The organism is Shewanella olleyana (assembly GCF_023283825.1).
GTDB lineage: Bacteria > Pseudomonadota > Gammaproteobacteria > Enterobacterales > Shewanellaceae > Shewanella > Shewanella olleyana.
Genome location: NZ_JAKILD010000010.1, coordinates 102,355 through 127,271 on the forward strand (window position 1 = coordinate 102,355; position 24,917 = coordinate 127,271).

Here is a 24,917-nt window from a genome sequence, read left to right on the forward strand (position 1 = left end):
TAATGTTGAACAACTGACTGACAATGGTTTGTCTTAAAAACAAAACCATTGCCAGTCAAACTGAGTTAAGCGTGTTCTAACGCTTTGTCTACTTTCTCAAACAAATCTTTAGAAAGATTTGGTAAAGCTTTCAATCTTAATAAGCAATCTTTCATTTTTTGCTGACGTTCTGCATCAAATTTCGCAAATTGGATTAACGGTGTAATCATTCTCGCTGCAATTTGCGGATTTAACTCGTTCAATTTAATTAAGATATCAGTCAGGTAGTTGTAACCGCTACCACTGATGTCATGGAATTGATACGTATTGGCTGCAACGAAAAAGCCAATCAAAGACCGAACACGATTTGGATTATTAAAACTGAAACTTTCATGTTGAGTTAACGACTTAATTTCAGCTAATACTTCAGGCGTGTTTTGCGACGCTTGAAGGCTAAACCATTTATCCATCACTAAAGGCGTTGAAACCCACTTCTTCTCGAAGTCAGCCATTAATTCTTGTTTACAAGCCAACTGACCCGACACAGCGGATTTCAATGCAGCCAAGCTATCCGTCATGTTGTTTGCAGAATGATATTGCTCAGTCACCAAAGCTTCGTATTCTGAAGACACGCGTGATAACAATACTAAACAGATATTTTTAAAGGCTCTGGAAGCAGCATCATCTAAATGAATAAGTGAGCGATAACGAGTAACAAGCTCATCTAAACATGATTCTGCAAGTTCATCGACAACAAACTCTCTTGCCGCCTGTAATGAATCTAAGTCAACAGACTCAACTTGTTCGATAAGCGCTGCCGCACTTGGGAAAGCAAGGATTTCAGCGACTAAGGCTTTATCAATATTTTCGTCTAAAATAATCCCTCTGATCGCTTCAATCACTCTAGCATCAAGATGCATGGTTTCTTTAGCCTTCAGGCTTGCTACATTTTGCCATACCGCTTGACTAAATAAGCCCACAGATGCTTCCCAGCGAGCCACTTCACTCGATGCAAATCGACTCAGGTGTACAAGTTGATCCACATTAAAATCGTACTCTAAACGCACAGGGGCAGAAAAGTCTTGTAATAAAGACGGCACTGGCTGCGAGGCAATATTGTCAAAAGTAAATGTTTGCTGAGTTTGTTTCACATCCAACACTTGATTGGTTAATGAGTTGCCTTCAGAGTCCAATAGCTCAATACTGAAAGGAATATGCAATGCTTTTCCTTTAACACCTTGCGACGTCACTGATTGACTCACAGTTAATTGATATTGCTGTTTCTGCTCATCATAGCTGTCTTCAACAGTAACCACTGGCGTACCGGCTTGGCTGTACCAATTTCTGAATAAACTTAGATCAATACCACTGGCCGTTTCCATCGCGTTGACAAAGTCATCACATGTTACCGCTTGTCCATCATGGCGCTCAAAATAAAGCTTCATTCCCAACTGGAAGTTGTTCTCACCTAAAATGGTGTGCATCATGCGAATAACTTCTGCACCCTTGTTGTATACCGTTACTGTGTAGAAGTTGTTCATCTCAATGACAGATTCTGGGCGGATCGGATGCGACATTGGGCCTGCATCTTCAGCAAACTGCTGGTTCTTCATCACTCTAATAGCTTGAATACGATTAACCGCACGCGAACCTAAATCAGAGCTGAATTCTTGATCTCTAAAGACGGTTAAGCCTTCTTTCAAGCTTAGCTGGAACCAGTCACGGCAAGTAACACGGTTGCCAGTCCAGTTATGGAAATACTCATGGCCCACGACGGACTCGATGCCATGATAATCTTCATCGGTAGCACTAGCAGTGTCAGCTAATACGTATTTGGTGTTAAAGACATTTAAGCCTTTATTTTCCATCGCACCCATGTTGAAGAAATCAACGGCAACAATCATGTAAATATCTAAGTCATATTCTAAATCAAAGCGAGTTTCATCCCACGCCATCGACTTTTGTAGCGACACCATTGCATGGTTAGCTTTGTGCAAGTTTCCTTTATCCACAAATACTTGCAGCTTAACTTCACGACCACTTCGAGTAATGAACTTGTCTTCAAGTAAATCAAAATCACCCGCAACTAAAGCAAATAAATAGCTTGGTTTAGGGAAAGGGTCTTCCCAACGGACAAATTGACGAGACTCAGAAACATCGCCCTTTTCAATCAAGTTGCCGTTACTGAGTAAAAAAGGAAATGCTGCTTTATCGGCTTCGATTCTGACGGTGTAAATAGCTAATACATCAGGGCGGTCTAAGAAGTAAGTAATTCTTCTGAAACCTTCAGCTTCACATTGCGTGCAGTACGCGCCATCAGACATATATAAGCCTTCAAGGCTTGAGTTAGCTTCAGGATCTTGCTTAGTGACTAAGGTTAATTCAAAATCATTTAATGAGGTATTAACCAATAATTGATTGTCTTTTTCTTGGTATTCAACCGCTTCCCCATTAATTTGAACTGAAACTAAATTAATCTGCTCACCTACAAGTACTAAAGCTTCATTATGTTCGCCAACTCTCTGAACTTTACTGGTTGCGATAACTACAGTGTCTGAACCTTTTAAATTAAAATCTAATTCGATGTGACTTATTGTGAAAGTCGGAGCTTGATAGTCTTTTAAATGTTTTGCTTGAGCTTGAGTCATAAATAATCCTTGAATAACACTTAGCACTTTATAGGCATAAAATTTACATAATAAAAAACGCGCTTAAAGCGCGTTTTTTGGCAATAAAATAGGATTTATTTCACTGCTGATTTTTTAGCATCAACCATATCTAACGTAATTAATGCTGTCTCTTCTAAAAACGCATCAGGCACTTCTAATTCATCTTCATCAGACTCTTCAGTATCGGCTGTATCATTCTCAACGACTTCAGTAGAATCTGCTTCAGTTTCAGTAGTCTCTTCATCTTCTTCATCAAGTGATGCTAAAGGCTCAAGACCATTCTTAACACGACGTTCATTGGTACGGTCAAGAATACGTTTTTCATCTTCTTCACGTGATGCAATACGCTCGCTTTCAACTAGCGAAATAGTTTTGTCGTCGTGATGTTTCTTGAATTCAGCAATATCATCAAAAATATAACCAAATTCTACATCTGTCTTGATACGTTGCTGATGCTTGGTATCAAGTTTAGCGACAAGTTCAGGATAAATATTCCCTAATGTACCGTACTGAGCAACTGGCACTTTATCCCAAGGTAGAGCATTCTTCTCTTCAGACTCACCGTATTCGCCTGGCTCTAAAGCACTTGGGAATTTAATATCTGGCGTAACCCCTTTAAGTTGAGTACTGCCACCATTAATACGGTAAAACTTTGCAATTGTATATTGTACGTGACCAATTGGTTTTTCGTACATATCGTAAATACGGCCTAAGCTTTTATGCTGCTGAACCGTACCTTTACCAAAGCTCGCTTCACCTACAATCAGTGCTCGATCGTAATCTTGCAATGCTGCTGCGAAAATTTCAGAAGCTGAAGCACTGTAACGATCTACCATGACTGTTAATGGTCCGCTATAAGCACTCTTTCCATCATTATCACGATTTTGAGTCACACGGCCATTAGCATCACGAATTTGAACCACTGGGCCCATATCGATAAACAAACCAGTTAATAAGGTTGCTTCAGTTAAAGCACCGCCGCCATTACCACGTAGATCAATGATAATACCTTCAACTTTATCTTCTTTAAGTTTGGCGATTTCTTTTTCGACGTCTACTGACAAGTTCATGTAGAAACCAGGAATTTGAATAACACCGACTTTACGGTTAGCAAATTCGCCTTCTGTCGGTTCGATAACTTTAGACGTTGCTGCGCGGTCTTCTAAACGAATTTTGTCACGAACAATGGTGACTTCGAATGCTTTAGCGTTAGCGCCACCTTTGTTGGGTAAAATTTGTAAATTAACTTCACTGCCCTTAGGACCTTTAATCAACTCAACAACATCATCTAAACGCCAGCCGATAACATCAACTATTTCACCGTCTTTTTGACCAACACCAATAATTTTATCTTCAGGAGATAGTTTCTCACTGCTTGCAGCTGGTCCACCAGCCACTAAACTTTTAATCACTGTGTAGTCATCGTCCATTTGCAAAACTGCACCAATACCTTCAAGGCTTAGGTTCATTTCCATTTGGAAACGTTCAGCATTACGTGGAGATAAATAACTTGTATGTGGTTCTACAGTGCGAGCAAAGGCGTTCATTACACCTTGGAATACATCTTCACTGTGAGTTTGACTAAGACGCTTAATCGCATTGTTATAACGCTTACCGAGTATTTCAACTGTTTCTTCCCAGTCTTTATCAGCAAGTTTTAAGTTTAATGCATCATATTTAACACGTTGACGCCAAAGCTCATTTAATTCTGCTTCATCTTTCGGCCATGCTGCTTCTTCGCGATCAAACTCATAAGCATCACCGGCTTCTGTGAAGTCGAATTCTTTGTCTAATAGCGTTAATGCGTAGGCAAAACGTTCATAACGACGTTTTTGCAATAAAGAGAACATATTAAAGGCAGGTTCGATATTGCCAGTTTTGACCATATCGTCAAACAGATGCTGATATTGTTTAAAACTATCAACATCTGCCTGGGTAAGCACATTACGTCTGAAATCTAACTGTTGTAGATAACGGTCGTAAATCAACTCAGAAAAAGCATCATCAAGTTCAAAGCGATGGTAATGAGAGCGAGTGAATAAATTCGTGACTCTCTTACTCGCAACCTTGTGTTGAGGCTCTTGCTCAAGTTTAGGTAACTCGTTGATTTGAATAGTTGGTGAAATTGCCCAAGCCGAAAAACCGACAAATAAAGTGGCAATCGACGCAGCCAAAGTGAGTTTTCGCATCAACAAGTTACTCCTTAAATGATCACGATAATAAGATATGCTCTGCACGTACTTTAACGACTAAACCTGAATCAAGCTGTACATGGACATCTTCTTTTTTGATGTCTGTGATAACGCCAGCCACAGGATTTTGTCCTAACTTGACACTAACACGTTGTTTTTGTTTAAGCTCGTCAAATTTTGCAGGTACATAATTAACTTTTGGAGCAGCAGGCTTTTTAGCCTTCGCTGGACAGCCTTTTTTAACCGCTGCCGCTTTTGAAGCTGGTGCTTTTTTAGCTGGCTTCTTAGGGTTTGCTTTTGCAGCTTGCGCTTGACGCTTGGCTTTCGCTTTCTCTTGACCTTCTTTTAAGGTCTGCTGAGCGTGATCGATATGCTCTTGCTCAAGTTCACCACAATCTTGACCATCTAGATCAATACGTTGAACGCCAGCTTTTACACCTTTAAGGTAGCGCCAGCTACTTGTATAACGTCTAAGTGCAACACGTAATTGTGTTTTACTTACTTTAGAATCATCAGCCAACCTTTCAGCTAAATCTTGAAACAACCCAATTTTTAATGGCTTAGTTTCACCTTCTGCAATAAAGCATAAAGGAAATGTTTCATATAAATACGCTAAAACTGCGTTGGTGTCGGTCAACTTGTCTGTTGATTCCATTTTTACTTCCACGTTATATAAGGGGACTGGTTGGTAGCTGTCTTAGCTAGTTACAGTCGTTTATCTTTCGTTAAACAGAGTCTTGCTTAACGTTCAAATTAGCATTTCCTACATGATTGCTAAAGCAATTGAAACATGCCTTAACAAATTAACTTACTTGCCTGCTTATTTACAGTAAATAAATTTTAAACATAGTAATGCGTGCAGCTCAGTATTATAAAGCTCATGTCAGCGATTGCGACCTGCAATTTGGCTTATTTGTTCGCAAATTAAGCAAATAAGCAAGATTCGAAGCTTTTAACTAAGTTTTCGAGTCCTTTTTGATCATCTTTATCAAAACGATTTAAAGAAGGACTATCAATATCTAACACTGCGATGACATTTCCACCAGCATGAACTGGAACCACTATTTCAGAATTACTGGCTGCATCGCAAGCAATATGTCCTTCAAATTGATGTACATCTTCAACTAATTGAGTTTGATCTAATGCCGCTGCTGTTCCACAAACACCTTTACCAATCACAATACGTGTACAAGCAACTTTTCCTTGAAACGGACCTAACACTAATTGGTCATTACGTTTAATGTAAAAGCCAACCCAGTTAATATCGTCCAAATTATCATTTAACAATGCAGAAAAATTTGCCATACCTGCAATCAGGTCATCTTCACCTTCCATTAGAGCCAGTACTTGTCGATTTAAGGTGTCATACAATTCAGCTTTCATTTTACTTCCTAACAATTATTTTATTCTGCTGCCGCTTTTTTAGTGGCTTTTTTAGCCGCTGGTTTTGTCGCTGCCGGTTTTGCTTTGGCCACGCCTTTAAGTAAATTTGCAAGCTCATCTTTATTAGATGCAAGATAGAATGCAAGTTTCTCTACGCTATTTTCGTCAATTTTTAACTCAGCGCTAGTAATAAAAGGAACTAAGTTATCAGCAATGTCGAGCATTTTGTCATAGGCATCGGCTTCTTTTTTAGATGTGAATGTCATCTTTTCCACCCCTTCTCTGACCACGACAAACTTTGTAATTACCGCCATGATTAACCTCTTACTGTTTTTATATACAGTGCATAGAGTGTCATAGAACTAACTTCTGATGCAAGTATTCTGATTATTCTGATATTATCTCATTTCATTGTAACTCGAATCTTGCTGAATATAATCAGATTGAGTTCATATTTAAGGCTAAATGGTCATTGAAATATGTCTCAAATTGCATCAAGGTATCGCTGCGAATATTCACTAAATGGATGGTTTTAGCTTTTATATGCCAAAAAATTTAGATCAAGACACCATTATACTGTGCCGTTCATGTGATTTAGCGGTTCAGCGTCGTGCTCTACCCTCTAATGTTCGGGCACTCTGCCCACGATGCCATACTGCACTTTATGACGTGCCTTATTGTTCAATTAACGGCATGCTTGCTTTGTGTATCGCAGCGTTATTGTTTTTCATTCCTGCTAATTTACTCCCAGTCTTAGAAATTCATTTTATGGGCAGCATAAGAGCGACCACTGTGTATGAAACTGCGGTTGCCGTTTGGAATCATGATTATTGGATTGTCGCTATCGCAGTGATTGCATCAGCGGTATTAGCACCTGGTTTACTGATTTTATCTATTTTATTTCAAATCATTATCGTAAAACTGAAGCTACAGTCCACCTTCTGGCAGAAAACTTATAAAAGACTATTAAAAAACCATGAGCTACTTTCACAATTATCTATGTTAGAAATCTATGTCATTTCATTTTTAGTCGCCGCCTTCAATCTGTCTGATTTTGCTGAGATATACTTGGGTATGGGTACCCTAAGTTTTGGTATATTGTTTTTAGTTATTTTATTTTTACAGCGTGAATATAATTTAGAACATATGTGGGGAATGGTTCATGACAAATGAATTTGCTCAACAAGGCAAAGATGTCGGAATGTGCCTGTGTAAGGTTTGTCGCAATATTAACCCTATTGACCAAACTCATTGCAGCCGTTGTGAATCAAAAATACAGCCGCGTAATTATGCTAGTTTACAACATAGTTGGGCGCTTTTGATTACCGCTGCAATATTACTTATACCGGCAAACATATACCCTATAACAATAGTGACCAATCAAGGAAAAGTCACTTATGACACCATTTATACTGGTATTGTACATTTGGTGCATTTAGATATGTTCCCGATTGCAATTATCGTATTCACTGCCAGTATCCTAGTGCCTTTATTAAAAATTGTTGGTTTAGCTATTTATTTATCTGCAATTACCTTTAATTTACCTCTGCCAAAAAAGAAACTGATGACAGGATTTCATATCATTGAATGGATTGGCCGTTGGTCTATGCTTGATTTATTTGTTATTGCATTAACAGTTGCAGTAGTGAATATGGGACAACTTTTAGATGCAAAACCAGCACCTGCAGCAACAGCGTTCGCGTTGGTCATTCTATTGACTCAGTTAGCTGCAAAGGTGCTTGATACACGCTTACTTTGGGATCGCTTGGAAAAAAACAATGACACAAATTGAATCACCAAAAGTCGTTAAAAAGAAACTCTTTTCTCCTATATGGTTATTGCCTATTGTCGCGCTTGCGCTGGGGGCTTGGCTTGGAATCAAAAGTATTAAAGAGTCAGGAATTGAAATACAAGTTCACTTCCCAAGTGCTATTGGCATTGATATAGGTAAAACGTTAGTGAAATACCAAGGGCTAACCGTTGGTAAAGTCACAGATATTAGCCTCGACAAAGATTTATCTGGAGTGAACGTTACAATCGTCATGGATTATCGTTCAGATCCTTTTTTAAATAAAAACACCCTATTTTGGCTGGTGATGCCAAAAGCCAGTATTACCGGTATTGAAGGCTTAGATACACTGTTTTCTGGTAATTACATCGCCATTGAACCCGGTGATGGTAGTTCCACATCAAAGTTTATAGCCTCAACTGAAGCTCCTTCAATGATCCCAAATGAAGAGGAAGGTATCGTCGTTAAACTGACGACTTCTACCTTAGGTTCATTAGATGTAGGCTCTTTAGTATTTTATCGCCAAGTGCCTGTGGGTAAAGTCGTTAACTATCGTTTGATAGATAGTGACACTATTATTATCAGTACTTTCATTGAACAGCAGTACTCACATCTAGTAAATCAAGAGTCTCAGTTTTGGAATGTATCAGGCCTTAAAATTGATGCATCTTTATCTGGGATTAACGTAAATACTGAAAGTCTTGCATCACTATTAGCTGGCGGGATTAGCTTTAATTCGGGTGCTAAAGCCGATAAAGCAGTCACCGGCGATCACTACGTTTTATACCCTGATGAAGAAAGCGCAGTTAAAGGAGTCGAATTTGTGTTAACTGCAGAAAATGCAGATGAAATTAACCAAGGCTCTGCAATGGTTTATCGTGGCGTTGAAGTCGGTAAAATCCATAAAACTCAATTAACCGAAAGTGGGGTTAAGTTTTTAGCAAAATTTGATATCCAATATCAACACCTACTCAATGCCGACAGTCAATTTTGGGTTTCTGGTGCTGATATTTCGATAGATGGCGTTAAGCATGCGAGTCGTTTACTCACTGGTAGTGTAGTCAATGTATTACCTGGATTAAGTGATAGCGCAATACCACAAGATTTTAAATTACAAAACCAAGCACCAGATCTACTAAGTGACAGTAAGTTTAATATTAAGTTGACCTCCGATGAACACAATGGCTTAGATACTGGAGCCAAAGTCAGATACAAACAAATGCCAATAGGCGAAATCACTCAAGTAAAGTTTTCTGATGATTTTAGTGGTGTAGAGTATTTAGTTGAAATACTACCTGAATACAAAAACCTGCTAACATCCGATAGTCATTTTGTTTCTGAGTCAGCTTTAAAAATCGATGCATCTTTAGATGGTGTTACGGTTACAACTCGGGATATAAGTACAGCTCTTGATGGCGCGATATCATTAGTGAGAGGCAATAACAAAGCATTAGTCAAACCTAATAGCCGCTTTGCGCTTTATCATTCTAATGAGAATGCTGCTGAGTCAATTGCTAAAAACAACATCACTACCCTTACACTCGAAAGTATTGATGGCGCCGGGTTATCTGCTGGCTCGTCAATTTATTATAAAAAAATGAAAATTGGCGCTGTTAAAGATGTTCGCTGGGATAATAAAACTGATCAGTTTTCGATTAGTCTGGCTATAAAAAATAAATTTAGTCAGTTAGTTCGTGATAATAGTGTGTTTTGGCGAAATGACGCTGCGAGCATTAACGCAAGCTTGTCTGGTATTGAAGTCAATGTAGCACCACTTGAAGGCGCACTTAAAGGCAGTATCAGCTTAGGCTTACTCAGTGACGATCAAATGGGTAACCAACAGCGTTTGTACGACTCAAAAGAGTTAGCGCTCAAACAAGCCCAAACCATAACGCTTACTCTACCTGCTGAAGCTAAGGTTGCAGCTAAAGCTGCTATTCGTTACCAAGGTCACCAGATTGGTGTTGTTCAGCAAGTGAAATTGAACCAAGATTTACAGACGTTAACTGCAACGGCTTACCTTTATGGCGAGTATGCTAGCCACTTCACTAAATCTGACACTGAGTATTTTGTGGTCGATGCGCAAATTTCGTTAACAGGCATTAAAGCACCAGAGACACTCATTACAGGGCCATATATCGGTGTTATACCAGGTAAAGGTTCAGAGAGTGCTGATAGTGCTGATAGTGCTGATATATTTGAAGCACATTTAGCTGCTCGATATGATGCTGATATTGACGATGATGCTTTAACTTTAATTATAGAAGACAGTCAACTTGGCTCGATTAAAGTGGGAACACCCATCTTTTTCAGAGGAATTTCTATTGGGCAAGTTGACGGTTACACCTTGTCTGATAACGGTAATAAAGTACTCATGTACTCGCACATTGAACAACAATATACCCACCTTGTTAATCAGACTAGTCGATTCTGGGATGCATCGGGTATTCAATTAGAAGTGGGGATTTTCTCAGGGGCCCAAATTGAGACAGGCTCATTAGAAACCCTACTATCTGGTGGTATTTCTGTCGCCACTGAAGATGTCACGACGAGTGAAAATAAATTGTCTTCAGGTGCCAGCTTTAATCTTTATAACAAGATGAAAGAAGAATGGCGTAGCTGGCAACCAGAGCAAGTTAAACCGTAGGTATATAGCTTAACTAATCATTCCAATAAAAAAGTCGGCTTATGCCGACTTTTTTATTGCTTATGATAATGATAATAACAAACTTAACCATAAAACCAGTAACAAACACCGATAGCAGCAATAATCCCACCCACATCAGCAGCAAGTCCGCAGCCTAATGCATGGCGACTATTTCGAATACCAACAGAGCCAAAATACACCGCTAAAACATAAAATGTGGTTTCAGTACTGCCCTGAAATATTGCTGACAATCTTCCTGCAAAAGAATCGACACCATGATGGTCCATCGTTTCAAGCATCATCGCTCTTGCGCCAGAGCCACTAAAAGGCTTCATTAGCGCAGTAGGCATAGCATCAACAAAACGGTTATCAAAGCCAAATAAAGCCACTAGGTTTGATAAACCTTGTAAAGCAAAATCTAACGCTCCAGAGGCCCTTAATAAGCCAATGGCCAATAACATTGCGAGCAAATAAGGAATGAGCATCACAGCCTGCGAGAACCCACCTTTCGCCCCTTCTACAAATTCATCGTAAATGGCGACTTTCCTGTGTCCTGCTATGAGAATAAAACTCAAAATGAGTACTAATAAAATGCCGTTACCTAAGGCTGTTGATAAAGTACCAATGGCATCGGCTGATAATGTCATTAAATAAAATACACTGGCAATCAACACACTGATTAAGGTTGCGCCATAGGCGAGCACAACACTATTAAGTAAAGAGATACGTTGCACAATTGCCACCACAGTCAAGCCAACTAATGTCGATGCAACAGTTGCGAGTAAAATAGGTAAAAATACGTCAGCAGGAGCTGCAGCGCCTTGTTGGGCACGATATAAAAATACTGTGACTGGCACTAAGGTGACAGAAGAGGTATTTAGGACTAAGAATAAGATTTGCGCATTGGTCGCAACGGTTTTTTCAGGGTTTAAACTTTGTAAATCCTGCATTGCCTTAAGCCCAAGAGGCGTTGCTGCATTATCAAGCCCAAGCATATTAGCTGTTAAGTTCATCGACATACTGCCATAGGCAGGATGCCCTCTTGGTACATCAGGCATGAGTTTAGATAATAAAGGTTCAAATAATCGAGCAAATACCGCGACAACCCCTGCCTTTTCGCCGACTTGCATCAAGCCCATCCACAATGCCAATACGCCAATCAAACCTATCGATATTTCAGCGGCAAGTCTCGCACTACTGAATATGGCATTGACTGAGTCACTGAGCACCTCAACATGGCCATTGAATAACTGAACTATGATGGCGACAGCTGCCGTTATAAAAAAGAATAACCAAACTCTATTCAGCACTTAATACTCCAATATCCTCACCGATATTATCCTGACCGACATCAACCCAGCTTATATGCCTATATCATTTCTAAGCTTTTATCATTTCCAAGCTTTGTCGGCATAGATAGCCTAAGCTTGATTAATGCATGATATAATCTATTTCATTATTACACAGTTGTTTTATCGAATTTTTTACTATGGCTCAAATTAATCCAGATTACCTCACACACATTGCCAGCGAGCTTCCTGAACATCTTAATATGAATGATTTTATCGCGGCCTGTCACCGACCTTTAAGAAAATCAATCAGAGTAAACACCTTAAAGATTACTGTTGATGATTTTAAACAGGTTATGAATTCAAAAGAATGGAAATTTGAACCCATTCCTTGGTGCAAAGAAGGTTTCTGGATAACTCACGATGACAGTCAGCAACCAGGTAATTGCGTTGAGCATATTCAAGGGCTTTTTTATATACAAGAAGCAAGCTCTATGCTGCCGCCTCAAGCGCTATTTAACGAATTACTCAACGATGACGTAGGTCAAGCACCTATAGTATTAGATGTAGCCTCTGCGCCAGGCTCTAAAACCACCCAACTTGCAGCGTTAATGCATAACCAAGGTTTATTAATTGCTAACGAATACTCATCAAGCAGAGTCAAAATCCTTCATGCTAATATTCAACGCATGGGCGTTAACCAAACTGCTTTAACCCATTTTGATGGTAAAGTTTTTGGTGAGTACCTTTATGAAAAATTTGACGCCATCTTATTGGACGCACCTTGTGGCGGCGAAGGCACTGTAAGGAAAGACGTTAATGCGCTTAAAAACTGGCAACTCGATGACGTAACAGATATTGCCGAAACCCAAAAACAGTTGATTGAATCAGCCTTTTTAGCCTTAAAACCTGGCGGTTCATTAGTCTATTCGACCTGTACGTTAAGTCAGATTGAAAACCAACAAATTTGTCATTATATACAAGAGCAATATCCAGATTCGGTTGAGTTTATACCGCTAAATCACTTATTTGAAAATGCAGAAAAAGTCTGTACGTCAGAAGGTTTCTTGCATGTTTGGCCTCAAATATTTGATAGTGAAGGTTTCTTTGTCGCTAAAATTCATAAGAAAACCTCTGTGCCACGATTAAAGAAGTGCCCTAAACAACAACGCAACTTTCCTTTTGTTTCAGCCAATGAAAAGCAAACTAGTGCTGTCGCTGAATATTTACTCAAAACTTTCAATATAACGATACCCGAACAGTTTAACGTTATGATCCGTGACGAGGAATATTGGTTATTTCCAAAAACATTCAGTCAATTCATAGGACTAATGCGCTTTCAGCGGATAGGTTTCAAACTCGCTGACGTGCTTAAAAAAGGCTTTAAGGTCAAACATGAAGCCATCATTGCATTGAGTGATTCCATTGAGGATCAAGACAGAGTTATTGAGCTGAGTCGTCAGCAAGCGATTGAGTTTTTAATGGGCCGTGACATACCAACCAATGAGATTGTAGGTTTAGATGTGAAACCTGCAGGTGAAATGATTGTGAGCTTTCACAATAAGCCACTTGGCGTCGTAAAACACCTTGGGCATCGCCTTAAAAACAACCTTCCAAGGGAATTGGTAAAAGATAAAATTGAAACGAAATAACAAATTAATACGAAAGTTGAACCTAAGATAAGTTACTAAGTTAAGTCACTAAAATAAGTCTCTAATATAAGTCACTTAGTTTGTTAAATATTTAGCACGAAAAACTTAAGCTAGAACAGCCAACAAGCTTTAAACACCAGTTGCCGAGCATTAAATGATCGATAAATGTGCAATTTTTCAATTGACAACTATAATTTGTGCAGACGATTTAGTTTCGAGAATAAAGCCCTGTGACGCTTTATTCTCATTCATGTTTACTGAGAATAGCCTCTCAACAGTAGCGCAGGGCTCTTTTTATTAAGAGCCATTCCCCTAGACCCAGAACAATTGGATAGTTTTGGGTCTTTTTTTGGCTTTAATAAGGGGAATTAAATATTTTACAGGCTCTATCGACCTATCAGTTTGGCTGCATCAGTGAATAAATTAAAGAAGTTTTCTGAAGTGTAATGTGCCAAATCTTCATACTTTTCGCCGCGTAACTCAGCCACAAACTCAGCAACATCACGAACGTAGGCAGGTTGGTTTTCTTTACCCCGGTGCGGCACTGGCGCTAAATATGGCGAGTCTGTTTCAACCAATAGTCTGTCTTGCGGAACTTGACGAATAACGCTGCGAAGCTCCCCTGCATTTTTAAAAGTGACAATGCCCGATACTGAAATGTAAAAACCTAAATCAATCGCTGCTTTAGCCATTTCCCAGTTTTCAGTAAAACAATGTAATACCCCACCGACTTTATCTGCACCGCCGGCTTTTAGCATTGCTATGGTGTCTTCACGAGCATCACGAGTATGCACAATTAACGGTTTGTTCACTTCAACAGCTAACGCTATTTGTTGTTCAAAACATTGTTGCTGTAGGGTTTTAGTTTCTGGGGCGTAAAAATAATCAAGGCCTGTTTCGCCAATGGCTACCACTTTGCGGTCAGTAGCAAATTGTTTTATTTCATCAACATTTAAACCGTCTTGAACATCTAACGGGTGAACACCAGAAGAAAGGAACACATTATCAAACTGCGCCATTTTCTCACGCATAGATTCGAAACCTTGCTGGCGTACATTGACGCACAGCAGGTAATCTACACCACGAGATTTAGCGCCATCAATAATGGCTTGTAAGCTAGGTTGATCAGGAGCCGCTTTTAAACGGTCTAAATGGCAATGAGAGTCGATTAACATTGGAATTCTATCTAAAGCTAAAATAAGCCAGCAAGAATACCTAGCTACATTGTGCAGGTCAAATCACTTGAAGAAAGTTCACTCGAAAGTAATTTTTCTATGTGATGTTTATGACTCTCAGGATCGGTTTTAATTTTAACCCCAATACCAGCGGGTCTGCCACCAGAAGCACCTAGTGGATTAATCCAAACAACGACACCTTTAAAGTCTGTCATTTGCGACGTACCTGGTAACTTATATGATATCGACAGCTCTTGACCTAAAAAATGGCTTTCTGTAGTCGAGATAAATAAACCTGCAGGTTTAATAAATGGCATATAAGCTCTGTACAATTGGTGCAGAGTATCAAAATTTACAACAAGATCGGTCATAATCTCAGTCTATTATTTAAGATGAATAAGTTGTCTAAATTCAAGTATATAATCTTGGCATAAAGCCGGAGCATTAATACTCGCCATTGTTGCTAGTCGTTGACACATTTGTGCCACTTTCGAAGACAAACCAATAATGTTACCTATAGCTAAAGCATCTAGCTCTTTACTTTTTAACACATATTGTCTTAAGTACAAATATAAAACATTAAGCGCATCAACAATTTGATGTTCAGAAACCTTAATTAAACTACCGGTCAAATGGCCTGATTTTATACTCAACGCCCAATCCGTACGAAACTGTATTAACTGCTGATAATGATTACTGCTGAGGCTTTCGGCTAATTTCAGCGGCCCCCCAATCATACTCAAACACCAAGTGACATCATGGGGCTTTTCACCTGGATTAACAGTCGGCAACATCTGGTATGTTTGCAGCCAGTCATACACTTGTCTTCTATCTGGTGTATGAAAAGCCACTTGTTGGCAGCGACTTTTAATCGTTGCTAATAATCGAGACGGAACATCTGTCTGTAAAATGATTAAAATATTATTGCCAGGTTCTTCTAATGTTTTTAGTAACGCATTGGCTGATGCTAAATTAAACTGCTCACAATTTAAAATAATAGCAACTCGTTGACCACCTTGCTGAGCGGTAACGGTAAGCTTTTGGCATAAATCACGAATTTGATCAACTTTAATTTGAGTGCCATCGGCCTTAACCACATGACAATCAGGATGCGTGCCCGCCTTAAATAGCAAACAACTTTTACATTGGCCACAAGCACCCACAGGGGTTAACACTGTGCACATTGCCGCTTCAGCCATTTCATTCGCTAAAATTTGACCACCTAAGCCTTGGTCAATACTGACAAGTTGAGCATGAGCACTGTGGCCACTATTGCGCTCATTGATAAAGCGCTCAAATGGCGCTTGTAACCAAGGTAATTGATGTAAACCAAATGCTTGCATTATAAGCTCGCTCTAATCATCTGTATTAACATGGCTTAGCCTAACCTAGCCGTTAATTCATGAGTAATTTGCGCATGCACTTGCTCAATGGTTTTACTGGCATCTATAACGATAATTGTGTCGTCTTCTGCTGCAAAAGATAAAAATGTCGCTCTCGCACGCTCAAAAAACGCTATCTTTTGCGTTTCAATTCTATCTAATTCACCACGATTAGCTGCTCGTGTCAGCCCTATTTGCGGGTCAATATCAAGATACAATGTCAAGTCAGGTTTAAACCCTTTCAAGGTAATATCACTGATTGATTTAACCAAAGGCATTAAGCCTCTGCCACCACCTTGATAGGCTAATGAAGATAAGTTGTGACGATCGCCCAATACCCAAGTGCCTTTCGCTAAGGCTGGTTTAATCACATTGGCAATCAACTGAGCTCTAGCCGCATAAAATAATAAGCATTCGGCTTCATCACAAAGCGGGTCCGTTTCATCGGCTACCTTTACTAAATCACGCATTTTTTCAGCGAGGGGCGTACCGCCAGGTTCTCGAGTACATACTGGTGCTTGATGAATATGTTGAGTAATGATTGCTTTAACTAATTCAATAGCGCTTGATTTACCTGCGCCTTCTAATCCTTCAATAACAATAAACTTAGCTTGTTCTTGGGTCATTTTCTATTTCTCTGGTATTCGTTCACTGCGCGGTTATGTTGCGCTAATGTCTCTGAAAACACATGACTGCCATCGTTACGTGAGACAAAATATAAGTAATTTACATCTGCAGGTTGTGCTGCGGCAAAAATAGCCGCTTTACTTGGCGCAGCAATGGGAGTTGGCGGTAAGCCATTTATTCGATATGTATTAAACGCAGTATGTTCACGTAAATCGCTACGGGTAATATTACCTTGGTATCGGTCACCCATTCCGTAAATAACCGTTGGGTCTGTCTGCAAACGCATACCTAACTTCAATCGGTTGTTAAATACAGCCGCCACCCAATCACGCTCAGAAGGTTTACCGGTCTCTTTTTCAATAATCGACGCTATGGTGAGTAATTCATAAGGTGTTTTTAACTTAAGATCGGTATCTCGCTCACTCCAAGCGGCTTCTAGTGTTTTTTGCATCATTAGATAGCTACGATTTAAAATCGATTCAAGAGTGTCATTTGCTTGATATTGATAAGTCTCTGGGAAAAATTTGCCTTCTGGCAAGCCTGATTTATCACCATTTTTAAGCAACACCCGGTTAAAAACTTCTGCATCAAAAGTTAAATGAGGTAAATCCACTAACGATTCATGCCACTCTTTAATCGTCTTACCTTCAATTAAGGTGACTGAGAATGTCATTTCGTCGCCACGATTTAACTTGGTCAGCAAACTACCAACGGAGTCACCTGGGCTAATTTGATATAAACCTGTGCGAATATGAGCATATTCTGGCTTGATTTTAAGTAAGTATTTTAGCTTCCAACTGTCAGTAATGATTTGCTTAGTTTCTAAATCAGCACCCAACTTGGTGACATTCATGCCTTGAGCTATGGTCAACTCTGTTGGTTCATCAATTGCTAGCATTTGCTCTGGATAAGCAATAATCTGCTGATACCCTAAAAAACCAATGACACAGACTACTGTCGTCAGAGTCATCAAGGATGTAAGTAAAATTGTGATGGTTTTTTTCATATTATTTTAAATAAGGGCTCTAGTATAAAAGGTTAAGCTGAGTTAATACGTTATGGGTCATAGCCCACGGTTTATAATGATGGTTCGAGCTTAAATTTGAATTAATCACACCCAAATTAATACTGTTGATATTCACCATACCTAATAAACTATTAGTGATAAATACATGTTCAGCATTTTGTAAATCACTCAAGCTTATCGTTTTCGCCATGACCGCAATATTGCTCGTTAATAAGGCATCAATCACTTGTTCACGCATCACTCCTGATACACCACATTGATTCATCGCAGGCGTTGTGACTTGATTATCTTTAACAATAAATATATTCGCCATAGAAGACTCAACAACATGGTTGTCAGCATCTAACACTAACCAGTCATCAACGCTTTCAGGTAGTGTTTGTTGTTTTACCAGCACTTGCTCAAGGCGATTAAGGTGTTTCATGCCTGCAAGTAATGGCTGTTTGCCTAATAAAACTGGCGAAAGTGTTAAAGATATTCCACAAGCTTGCCAATGGGCATAAGAAGCAGGTAAATCATGCAAAGAGATCACTTCAGAAATATTTGGTGATTCAGGAGCAGTATAACCTCGCCCACCGACTCCACGGCTAAGCAGTAGTTTAATACAGCCTTGTCCTAGCGTTTGAGCATGAACGTTTAAACGCTGAGATATTGAGTCAATATCTGCAATGCTAAACCCTAATCTTTGACAGCTTTGTTGCAGCCTTAGTAAATGTTCAGGCAAAAATAATATTTGACCTTCACAGACACGCATAGTGGCGAATGCCCCATCTCCATAGGCAAGTCCCCTATCGAGAGCTTGAATCGTATTATCAGATTGTCCATTCACAAATACCGAAGACATGACTTCCTTAACTCATGGTTAAATAAACTCGTTTAATAATTTAGGCTGGCTTATTTATTCTTAACTAACTATTTAATTCAATATTCGCAGCTAATAGCTAACATTGCAAAATAGTGATTAAAGATACTGGCAAGCGTGAATAAAAAAGAATATAGACACTGATGCCAGAGTGGCCTCAGTTAAGAATTGAGGCTCCATAAGAATGGAGCCCTTTTCTAGCAAATCTGAGATCACATCCTTGTTATCTTTAGATTATCTCGCTAACAGATGTTGAATTCTTGCTTTAAGAATATCTGTAGCAATGCGGTTTTTACCACCGCGAGGAACGATAATATCAGCGTGCTGTTTTGATGGTTCGATGAACTGTAAAAACATAGGGCGAACAGTGGCTTTATACTGAGCAATCACTGATTCCATAGTACGACCACGTTCAGCTACATCACGTGTTAAACGACGTAAGAAACAAATATCCAATGGCGTATCCATAAATACGCTGGCATCCATTAATTCACGTAGTTTCGGGTCAGTTAGTAGTAAAATCCCTTCTAAAATAATGACCTTTTTAGGTTGCATATCAAGGGTTTTGCTAACACGAGTATGTTCTTTGTAGCTATAACAAGGAATGTTAACCTGTTCACCTTTCTTCAATTGCTTAAGGTGTTCAGCCAATAGCTGATGGTCTAAAGCTTTAGGGTGATCATAATTGGTTTTAACACGGTCTTCCATTGTCATATGACTTTGGTCACGGTAATAAGCGTCTTCATTAATCACACCGATTTGGTCGGTGCCTAGGTCGCGCTTGAGCTCTTCAAAAATCGTTTGGGCAATTAAACTTTTGCCTGATGCTGAAGCACCTGCGATACCAATAATGACACATTGCTGAGAATTCATTACTTAACCTTACTCGTCGTCTGAAATACTGATTGAAACTGTGTTTTTATTTTGCTGCTTCGCAAGTTGAGCACCTACTTTACGGGCAATCTCACGATATATTGTAGCAACTTCTGAATCAGGTTGACTTGCAACCGCAGGGTTACCTTCATCCATTGATTCACGAATATTAATATTAAGCGGCAATGCACCCAATAAAGGTACATTATAACGTTCAGCAATTTTACTGCCGCCGTGAGTACCAAAAGGATGTTCTTTATGACCACATTCAGGACACAGGTGAAAACTCATGTTTTCGATAATGCCTAAGACTGGGATATCCACCTTTTCGAACATAGTGATACCTTTTTTGGCATCTTCAAGTGCGATATCTTGTGGTGTGGTAACCACGACAGTGCCGCTTACAGGAAACTTTTGTGACAAGGTTAATTGGATATCACCTGTTCCAGGTGGCAAATCAATCACTAAGTAATCCAATTCTGGCCACTGGGTTTCTGTTAATAATTGGTTTAACGCACCTGCTGCCATCGGTCCACGCCAAACTGCCGCTTCACCGTCACCTAGCATAAAACCAATTGACTGAGCAGAAATGCCATGAGCCGAAGCGGCGGTCATCATTTTGCCATCTGGTGATGTCGGTTTAAAACCTTGTAGGCCAAGCATCATTGGAATTGATGGGCCATAGATATCGGCATCTAAAATACCCACTTCAGCGCCCTCAGCTTTTAACGCTAACGCTAGGTTAACGGCTGTGGTTGATTTACCCACACCGCCTTTACCTGAAGCGACTGCAATCACTTGCTTGATATTCGGAATAGGTTCTACTGAAGCAATAGCTGAAAATACGCGAGGTTGGAAGTCAATTTCACATTCTACTTCGTCGATAGCATCTAAAACGGCGAGTTTTTTTGTCACATCCATGACGGTATCTCGGTACTGCGTCATACAAGGGTATGGATAAACCAAGCCTAATAACAAACGTTTGCCCTCAATGGCAAGTTTGTTAACACAACCCGCAGACACTAACCCTTCGGCTAAATACGGATCTTGGAATGCATCTAAAATACTCAATACTGGACCAAGAAGGTCATCACTTAATTGATAATCTGTATGCGAAGTAGACAAAAGCAGAACTCCCAGCGAAAAATTTGCCCAAGTGTACCAGAATTAGAGAAAAATGAGCGCTAATTTAGCCGTTTTTGTTGTTGTTTGATGAAATAATCACTTTGATCGGTTAGTATCTTGACCATATATTTAGTGTAATCGATTGTTGAGACAAAATGACAAATTCACAACGTAAAATCCTGGTGACAAGTGCCCTCCCATATGCCAATGGTCCTATCCATTTAGGTCATATGCTTGAGTATATTCAAACTGATATTTGGTCTCGCTACCAAAAGCTTCGTGGACATGAATGTCACTATATTTGTGCTGATGATGCCCATGGCACACCAATCATGCTCAAAGCTCAACAAATGGGTATTACTCCTGAAGAAATGATTGCACAAGTTCAAAAAGAACATGAACAAGATTTCGCTGATTTTAATATCCAGTTCGATAACTTCCACAGCACGCACAGTGATGAGAACCGGGAACTCTCGACTCAGATTTATCTAAAACTGAGAGAAGGCGGCTACATCAAAAGTAAAACTATCTCGCAGTTATTTGACCCTGAAAAAGAAATGTTCTTGCCAGATCGCTTCGTTAAAGGCACTTGCCCAAAATGTAAGAGTGAAGATCAATACGGTGATAACTGTGATAACTGCGGTGCGACATACAGCACAACTGATCTAATCAACCCATACTCTTCTGTTTCAGGCGCGACACCTGTCATGAAAGACAGTGAGCATTTCTTCTTTGACTTACCTGCATTTGAAACCATGTTAGGCGAATGGCTTTCATCAGGTTCTATGCAACCTGAAATCGCTAACAAATTAAGAGAATGGTTTGAACAAGGTTTGCAACAATGGGATATCTCTCGTGATGCACCTTACTTTGGATTCGAAATCCCTGATCAGCCAGGCAAATTCTTCTACGTTTGGTTAGATGCGCCTATCGGCTATATGGGCTCATTTAAAAACTTATGTGATCGTAGAGATGACATCAACTTTGATGATTTTTGGGCTAAAGATTCAACTGCAGAACTTTATCATTTCATTGGTAAAGATATTGTCAATTTCCACGGTTTATTCTGGCCAGCTGTACTTGATGGTGCAGGCATTCGTAAACCGACAGCAATTTTTGCCCACGGTTATGTCACAGTCAATGGCGCTAAAATGTCTAAATCAAAAGGGACGTTCATTAAAGCACGTACTTATTTAGACAACTTAGATCCTGAATACTTGCGTTACTACTACGCTGCAAAACTGAATAACCGTGTTGATGATTTAGATTTAAATCTTGAAGACTTTGCTCAACGTGTTAATTCTGATTTAGTCGGTAAATTAGTTAACCTTGCATCACGCACGGCAGGTTTTATTAGTAAGCGTTTTGATGGCAAGTTAGCAAAAATTAACGATACATCGTTAACCGAAGCCTTCCTTGCTAAACAAGAGACTATTGCAGAGCTATACGAAACTCGTGAGTTTGGTAAAGCGATGCGTGAAATCATGGCACTTGCTGATTTAGCCAACGCATACGTTGCAGAAGCTGCGCCATGGCAGTTAATTAAACAAGAAGATAAGCAAGAAGAAGCGCATCAAGTTTGTAGTAATGCACTTAACTTGTTCCGCATTCTAGTAACTTACTTAAAGCCAGTATTGCCAACACTAGCAGCTAACGTTGAAAGCTTCCTTCAAATCACGCTAACTTGGGATAATTTAGACCAAGATTTAGCAGGACATGAGATAGCTAAATTCAAAGCGTTAATGCAGCGTATTGAAATGAAGAGTATTGAAGCTATTATCGAATCTTCAACTGAAAACCTTCAAGTCACGCAAACTGAAGCGCCGAAAGAAGAAGCTGTTCAAACAGAACTTGAAAAAGAGCCTTTAGCGCCTGAAATTACGTTTGATGACTTTGCTAAAATCGATTTGCGTATCGCGCTTATTGCTAAAGCAGAACACATCGAAAAAGCCAACAAACTACTAAGGTTAGAACTTGATTTAGGCGGTGAGACTAAACAAGTATTTGCAGGTATCAAATCAGCTTATGCGCCTGAAGATTTAATCGGCAAGCATACTGTCATGGTAGCCAACCTTGCACCACGTAAAATGAAATTCGGTGAATCAGAAGGTATGGTATTGGCAGCTGGTCCTGGTGGCAAAGACATCTGGATTTTAGAGCCTCATGCAGGCGCTAAACCTGGAATGCGAGTGATGTAATTAATGTAATCACTCATTGATAATAAAAAAGCCGTCATATGACGGCTTTTTTATCTTCAATAAATCTGTATTAAGACATCAACTTACTCTTTGAATGCTCGCTTTCGTGGTCATGAGCTTGACCACACTCACCTTTGTCAGGGTCGCAAGGGGTTTCTTGCGCGAACCGTTGGCTTTTATAGGCTTCAGTGTCTGCTTCAATAGCTTCCTTCAAACGCTCTTCATATTCAATGAATAGATTAATGAAGTCACCGCCAAACTTCTCTCCATCAGAACGACCAACCCATTCGTTATACAGCACTTCTGAAGCTTCTTTTTCTACCTTCATATAAGTCTGCTTTTGCCTTTCTACTAACTCTGAAGAGAACCCCATGGCTTTCATTGACTCAGCGCCGACTTTCAATGCTGACCTAAAGGTTTCAGACTCAACATAATCCGCTCCAGCTTGACGTAATAAATGACCGTGGCCACGGTCAAAAGCACGACTAATGACTTTTAAATTAGGATATTTATGTTTGAGATGTTTTACCAATTCAACACTACTTTGTGGGTTATCAATCGCGACAACAAATGCCGAAGCCGTAGCAACTCCGGCCGTTTCAAGTAAGTCAGGTCGAGTGGCATCGCCATAATAAGCTTTAGTATTGATCTTTCGTAAATTATCTACCTGAGTAGCTTGGTGATCTAACACGACCGTTTTAACACCGTTAGATAGTAATAAACGGTTAACAATCTGACCAAAACGGCCAATTCCCGCAATAATGACAGTGCCTTGATCATCCACTTCATCTTGCTCACGGTCATTAGATGTTTGCTGGTATTTTGGTAAGATAACTTTCTCATAAAAAATGAATAAGCCCGGTGTAAGGAACATAGATAAAGCAACCACTATCGATAGTGGTTGCGCTATTTCAGGGGAAATAACCAAGTTCTGTTGGCTAAAGCTTAATAATACAAAGCCAAATTCCCCTGCTTGCGCCAAACTTAAGGTATATAACCACCTATCGCTGCCTTTGATGCGAAATATAAAGCTCAATATGAGTAAAACCAACGCTTTTAACATCATCACTGCAGCTGTAATACCTAATATCGCCCCTAAGTAATTCCACAGAATTTCAAAGTCGATCCCTGCCCCAACTGTAATAAAAAATAAACCTAGTAACAGGCCTTTAAATGGACCAATATGAGTTTCAAGCTCATGTTTAAATTCACTATTAGCGAGTACCACACCCGCTAAAAAGGTGCCGAGTGCAGGAGAAACTCCGACTAAGCTCATTAGAACAGCAATACCAATCACTAATAATAATGCTGCAGCAGTTGAAATCTCACGCACACCAGAATCGGCAATAAATCTAAAAATAGGACGACTCAAATAATGTCCACCAAAAACCACTAAACCGATTGAAAGCACTAATACAAGCGCATATAAGCCGCCATGTAAGTCAGCAACCAAAGAAAGCTCTTCGTGATGGTCAGCAGCGGCTGACACCGAGGATTGTGCAGCCTCAACTAACTCAGGAAGGGCTAAAAGAGGAATGAGCGCAAGCATAGGGATGACGGCAATATCTTGGAATAACAGCACTCCAAACGCATTATTGCCCGCTGTTGTTTTGGTTAACCCCTTTTCATTTAAGGTTTGCAGTACAATTGCTGTTGAGGAAAGAGAGAAAATTAAACCAATGGTTAACGCCACAGTCCAAGGCATATCAAACATCAATGCGATGGCCATCACAATACCAGCCGATAAGCCAACCTGCAGGCCGCCCATGCCCACTAATCGATGCCGCATAGACCAGAGCATTTTAGGTTCAAGCTCTAGACCTACTAAAAATAACATCATGACCACACCAAACTCAGCAAAATGCTGAATGGTGTTAGTTTCGCTGCCAACTAGCCCAACGATCGGTCCAATGACAACCCCAGCAATTAAATATCCAAGCACTGAGCCTAAACCCATTCTTTGTGCTATCGGAACTGCAATAACTGCAGCTGATAGGTAAATAAATGCTTGGATAAAATACTCTGTCATAATGCTATTCCTTAAGCGG

At 39.7% G+C, this 24,917-nt stretch carries 20 protein-coding genes; 5 read left to right on the forward strand and 15 right to left on the reverse strand.

Annotation, left to right across the window (positions count from 1 at the left end):
* Positions 1-65: 65 nt before the first annotated feature.
* The 5 genes from pepN to L2735_RS09120 all read right to left on the reverse strand — a co-directional run bounded on the left by pepN (position 66) and on the right by L2735_RS09120 (position 6,537).
* Positions 66-2,627 (reverse strand): aminopeptidase N, encoded by a 2,562-nt coding sequence (pepN, locus tag L2735_RS09100; protein WP_248984397.1) that lies wholly within the window; start codon positions 2,625-2,627, stop codon positions 66-68.
* A 95-nt stretch (positions 2,628-2,722) separates the two neighbouring features.
* On the reverse strand, positions 2,723-4,837 hold the full coding sequence (gene prc, locus L2735_RS09105; protein WP_248984398.1) for a carboxy terminal-processing peptidase: 2,115 nt from the start codon (positions 4,835-4,837) through the stop codon (positions 2,723-2,725).
* A gap of 22 nt (positions 4,838-4,859) precedes the next feature.
* Positions 4,860-5,495, reverse strand: coding sequence for an RNA chaperone ProQ (gene proQ, locus L2735_RS09110; RefSeq protein ID WP_248984399.1), 636 nt, complete (start codon positions 5,493-5,495; stop codon positions 4,860-4,862).
* 269 nt (positions 5,496-5,764) lie between these two features.
* Positions 5,765-6,223 (reverse strand): GAF domain-containing protein, encoded by a 459-nt coding sequence (locus tag L2735_RS09115; RefSeq protein ID WP_248984400.1) that lies wholly within the window; start codon positions 6,221-6,223, stop codon positions 5,765-5,767.
* A gap of 20 nt (positions 6,224-6,243) precedes the next feature.
* Entirely contained in the window at positions 6,244-6,537 is a 294-nt protein-coding gene (locus L2735_RS09120) for a YebG family protein (protein WP_248984401.1), read from the reverse strand.
* Between the two features lie 229 nt (positions 6,538-6,766).
* On the opposite strand from L2735_RS09120, the gene L2735_RS09125 reads away from it, so the two are divergent.
* From L2735_RS09125 to L2735_RS09135, 3 genes are read left to right on the forward strand one after another with little or no spacing between them, the layout of a single operon-like run.
* The gene (locus tag L2735_RS09125; protein WP_248984402.1) at positions 6,767-7,396 is read left to right on the forward strand and encodes a paraquat-inducible protein A; all 630 of its coding nucleotides are present in this window, start codon (positions 6,767-6,769) and stop codon (positions 7,394-7,396) included.
* Positions 7,386-8,015, forward strand: coding sequence for a paraquat-inducible protein A (locus L2735_RS09130; RefSeq protein ID WP_248984403.1), 630 nt, complete (start codon positions 7,386-7,388; stop codon positions 8,013-8,015). The genes L2735_RS09125 and L2735_RS09130 overlap by 11 nt, the downstream gene beginning before the upstream one ends.
* On the forward strand, positions 8,002-10,659 hold the full coding sequence (locus L2735_RS09135; protein ID WP_248984404.1) for a PqiB family protein: 2,658 nt from the start codon (positions 8,002-8,004) through the stop codon (positions 10,657-10,659). Before L2735_RS09130 ends, L2735_RS09135 begins: the two co-directional genes overlap by 14 nt.
* Before the next feature lie 83 nt (positions 10,660-10,742).
* On the opposite strand, the gene L2735_RS09140 is transcribed toward L2735_RS09135, so the two are convergent.
* A complete protein-coding gene (locus L2735_RS09140) occupies positions 10,743-11,969 on the reverse strand; it encodes a nucleoside recognition domain-containing protein (protein ID WP_248984405.1) in 1,227 nt (408 codons plus the stop codon).
* Positions 11,970-12,148: 179 nt separating this feature from the next.
* On the opposite strand from L2735_RS09140, the gene rsmF reads away from it, so the two are divergent.
* Entirely contained in the window at positions 12,149-13,600 is a 1,452-nt protein-coding gene (rsmF, locus tag L2735_RS09145) for a 16S rRNA (cytosine(1407)-C(5))-methyltransferase RsmF (protein WP_248984406.1), read from the forward strand.
* Positions 13,601-13,986: 386 nt separating this feature from the next.
* On the opposite strand, the gene L2735_RS09150 is transcribed toward rsmF, so the two are convergent.
* The 8 genes from L2735_RS09150 to apbC all read right to left on the reverse strand — a co-directional run bounded on the left by L2735_RS09150 (position 13,987) and on the right by apbC (position 20,671).
* Positions 13,987-14,775, reverse strand: coding sequence for a TatD family hydrolase (locus tag L2735_RS09150; protein ID WP_248984407.1), 789 nt, complete (start codon positions 14,773-14,775; stop codon positions 13,987-13,989).
* Between the two features lie 44 nt (positions 14,776-14,819).
* Positions 14,820-15,146, reverse strand: a complete 327-nt coding sequence (locus L2735_RS09155) for a PilZ domain-containing protein (protein WP_055024454.1) — start codon at positions 15,144-15,146, stop codon at positions 14,820-14,822.
* Between the two features lie 12 nt (positions 15,147-15,158).
* Positions 15,159-16,118 (reverse strand): DNA polymerase III subunit delta', encoded by a 960-nt coding sequence (gene holB, locus L2735_RS09160; RefSeq protein WP_248984408.1) that lies wholly within the window; start codon positions 16,116-16,118, stop codon positions 15,159-15,161.
* A 35-nt stretch (positions 16,119-16,153) separates the two neighbouring features.
* Complete coding sequence (gene tmk / locus L2735_RS09165) at positions 16,154-16,783, reverse strand: dTMP kinase (protein ID WP_248984409.1); 630 nt, start codon at positions 16,781-16,783, stop codon at positions 16,154-16,156.
* Positions 16,780-17,790 carry an endolytic transglycosylase MltG gene (gene mltG, locus L2735_RS09170; protein WP_248984410.1) on the reverse strand — a complete coding sequence of 337 codons (1,011 nt, stop codon included), beginning with the start codon at positions 17,788-17,790 and terminating at the stop codon, positions 16,780-16,782. Before mltG ends, tmk begins: the two co-directional genes overlap by 4 nt.
* Before the next feature lie 19 nt (positions 17,791-17,809).
* Positions 17,810-18,655, reverse strand: coding sequence for an aminodeoxychorismate lyase (pabC, locus tag L2735_RS09175; protein ID WP_248984411.1), 846 nt, complete (start codon positions 18,653-18,655; stop codon positions 17,810-17,812).
* Positions 18,656-18,907: 252 nt separating this feature from the next.
* The gene (udk, locus tag L2735_RS09180; RefSeq protein ID WP_248984412.1) at positions 18,908-19,546 is read right to left on the reverse strand and encodes a uridine kinase; all 639 of its coding nucleotides are present in this window, start codon (positions 19,544-19,546) and stop codon (positions 18,908-18,910) included.
* Positions 19,547-19,555: 9 nt separating this feature from the next.
* Entirely contained in the window at positions 19,556-20,671 is a 1,116-nt protein-coding gene (gene apbC, locus L2735_RS09185) for an iron-sulfur cluster carrier protein ApbC (protein ID WP_248984413.1), read from the reverse strand.
* 155 nt (positions 20,672-20,826) lie between these two features.
* Here apbC and metG point away from each other — a divergent pair, with 155 nt between their 5' ends.
* Positions 20,827-22,869 carry a methionine--tRNA ligase gene (gene metG / locus L2735_RS09190; RefSeq protein WP_248984414.1) on the forward strand — a complete coding sequence of 681 codons (2,043 nt, stop codon included), beginning with the start codon at positions 20,827-20,829 and terminating at the stop codon, positions 22,867-22,869.
* 70 nt (positions 22,870-22,939) lie between these two features.
* Here the strand turns inward: metG and L2735_RS09195 are convergent, their stop codons facing one another.
* Positions 22,940-24,898, reverse strand: coding sequence for a monovalent cation:proton antiporter-2 (CPA2) family protein (locus tag L2735_RS09195; protein WP_248984415.1), 1,959 nt, complete (start codon positions 24,896-24,898; stop codon positions 22,940-22,942).
* Positions 24,899-24,917 lie beyond the last annotated feature (19 nt).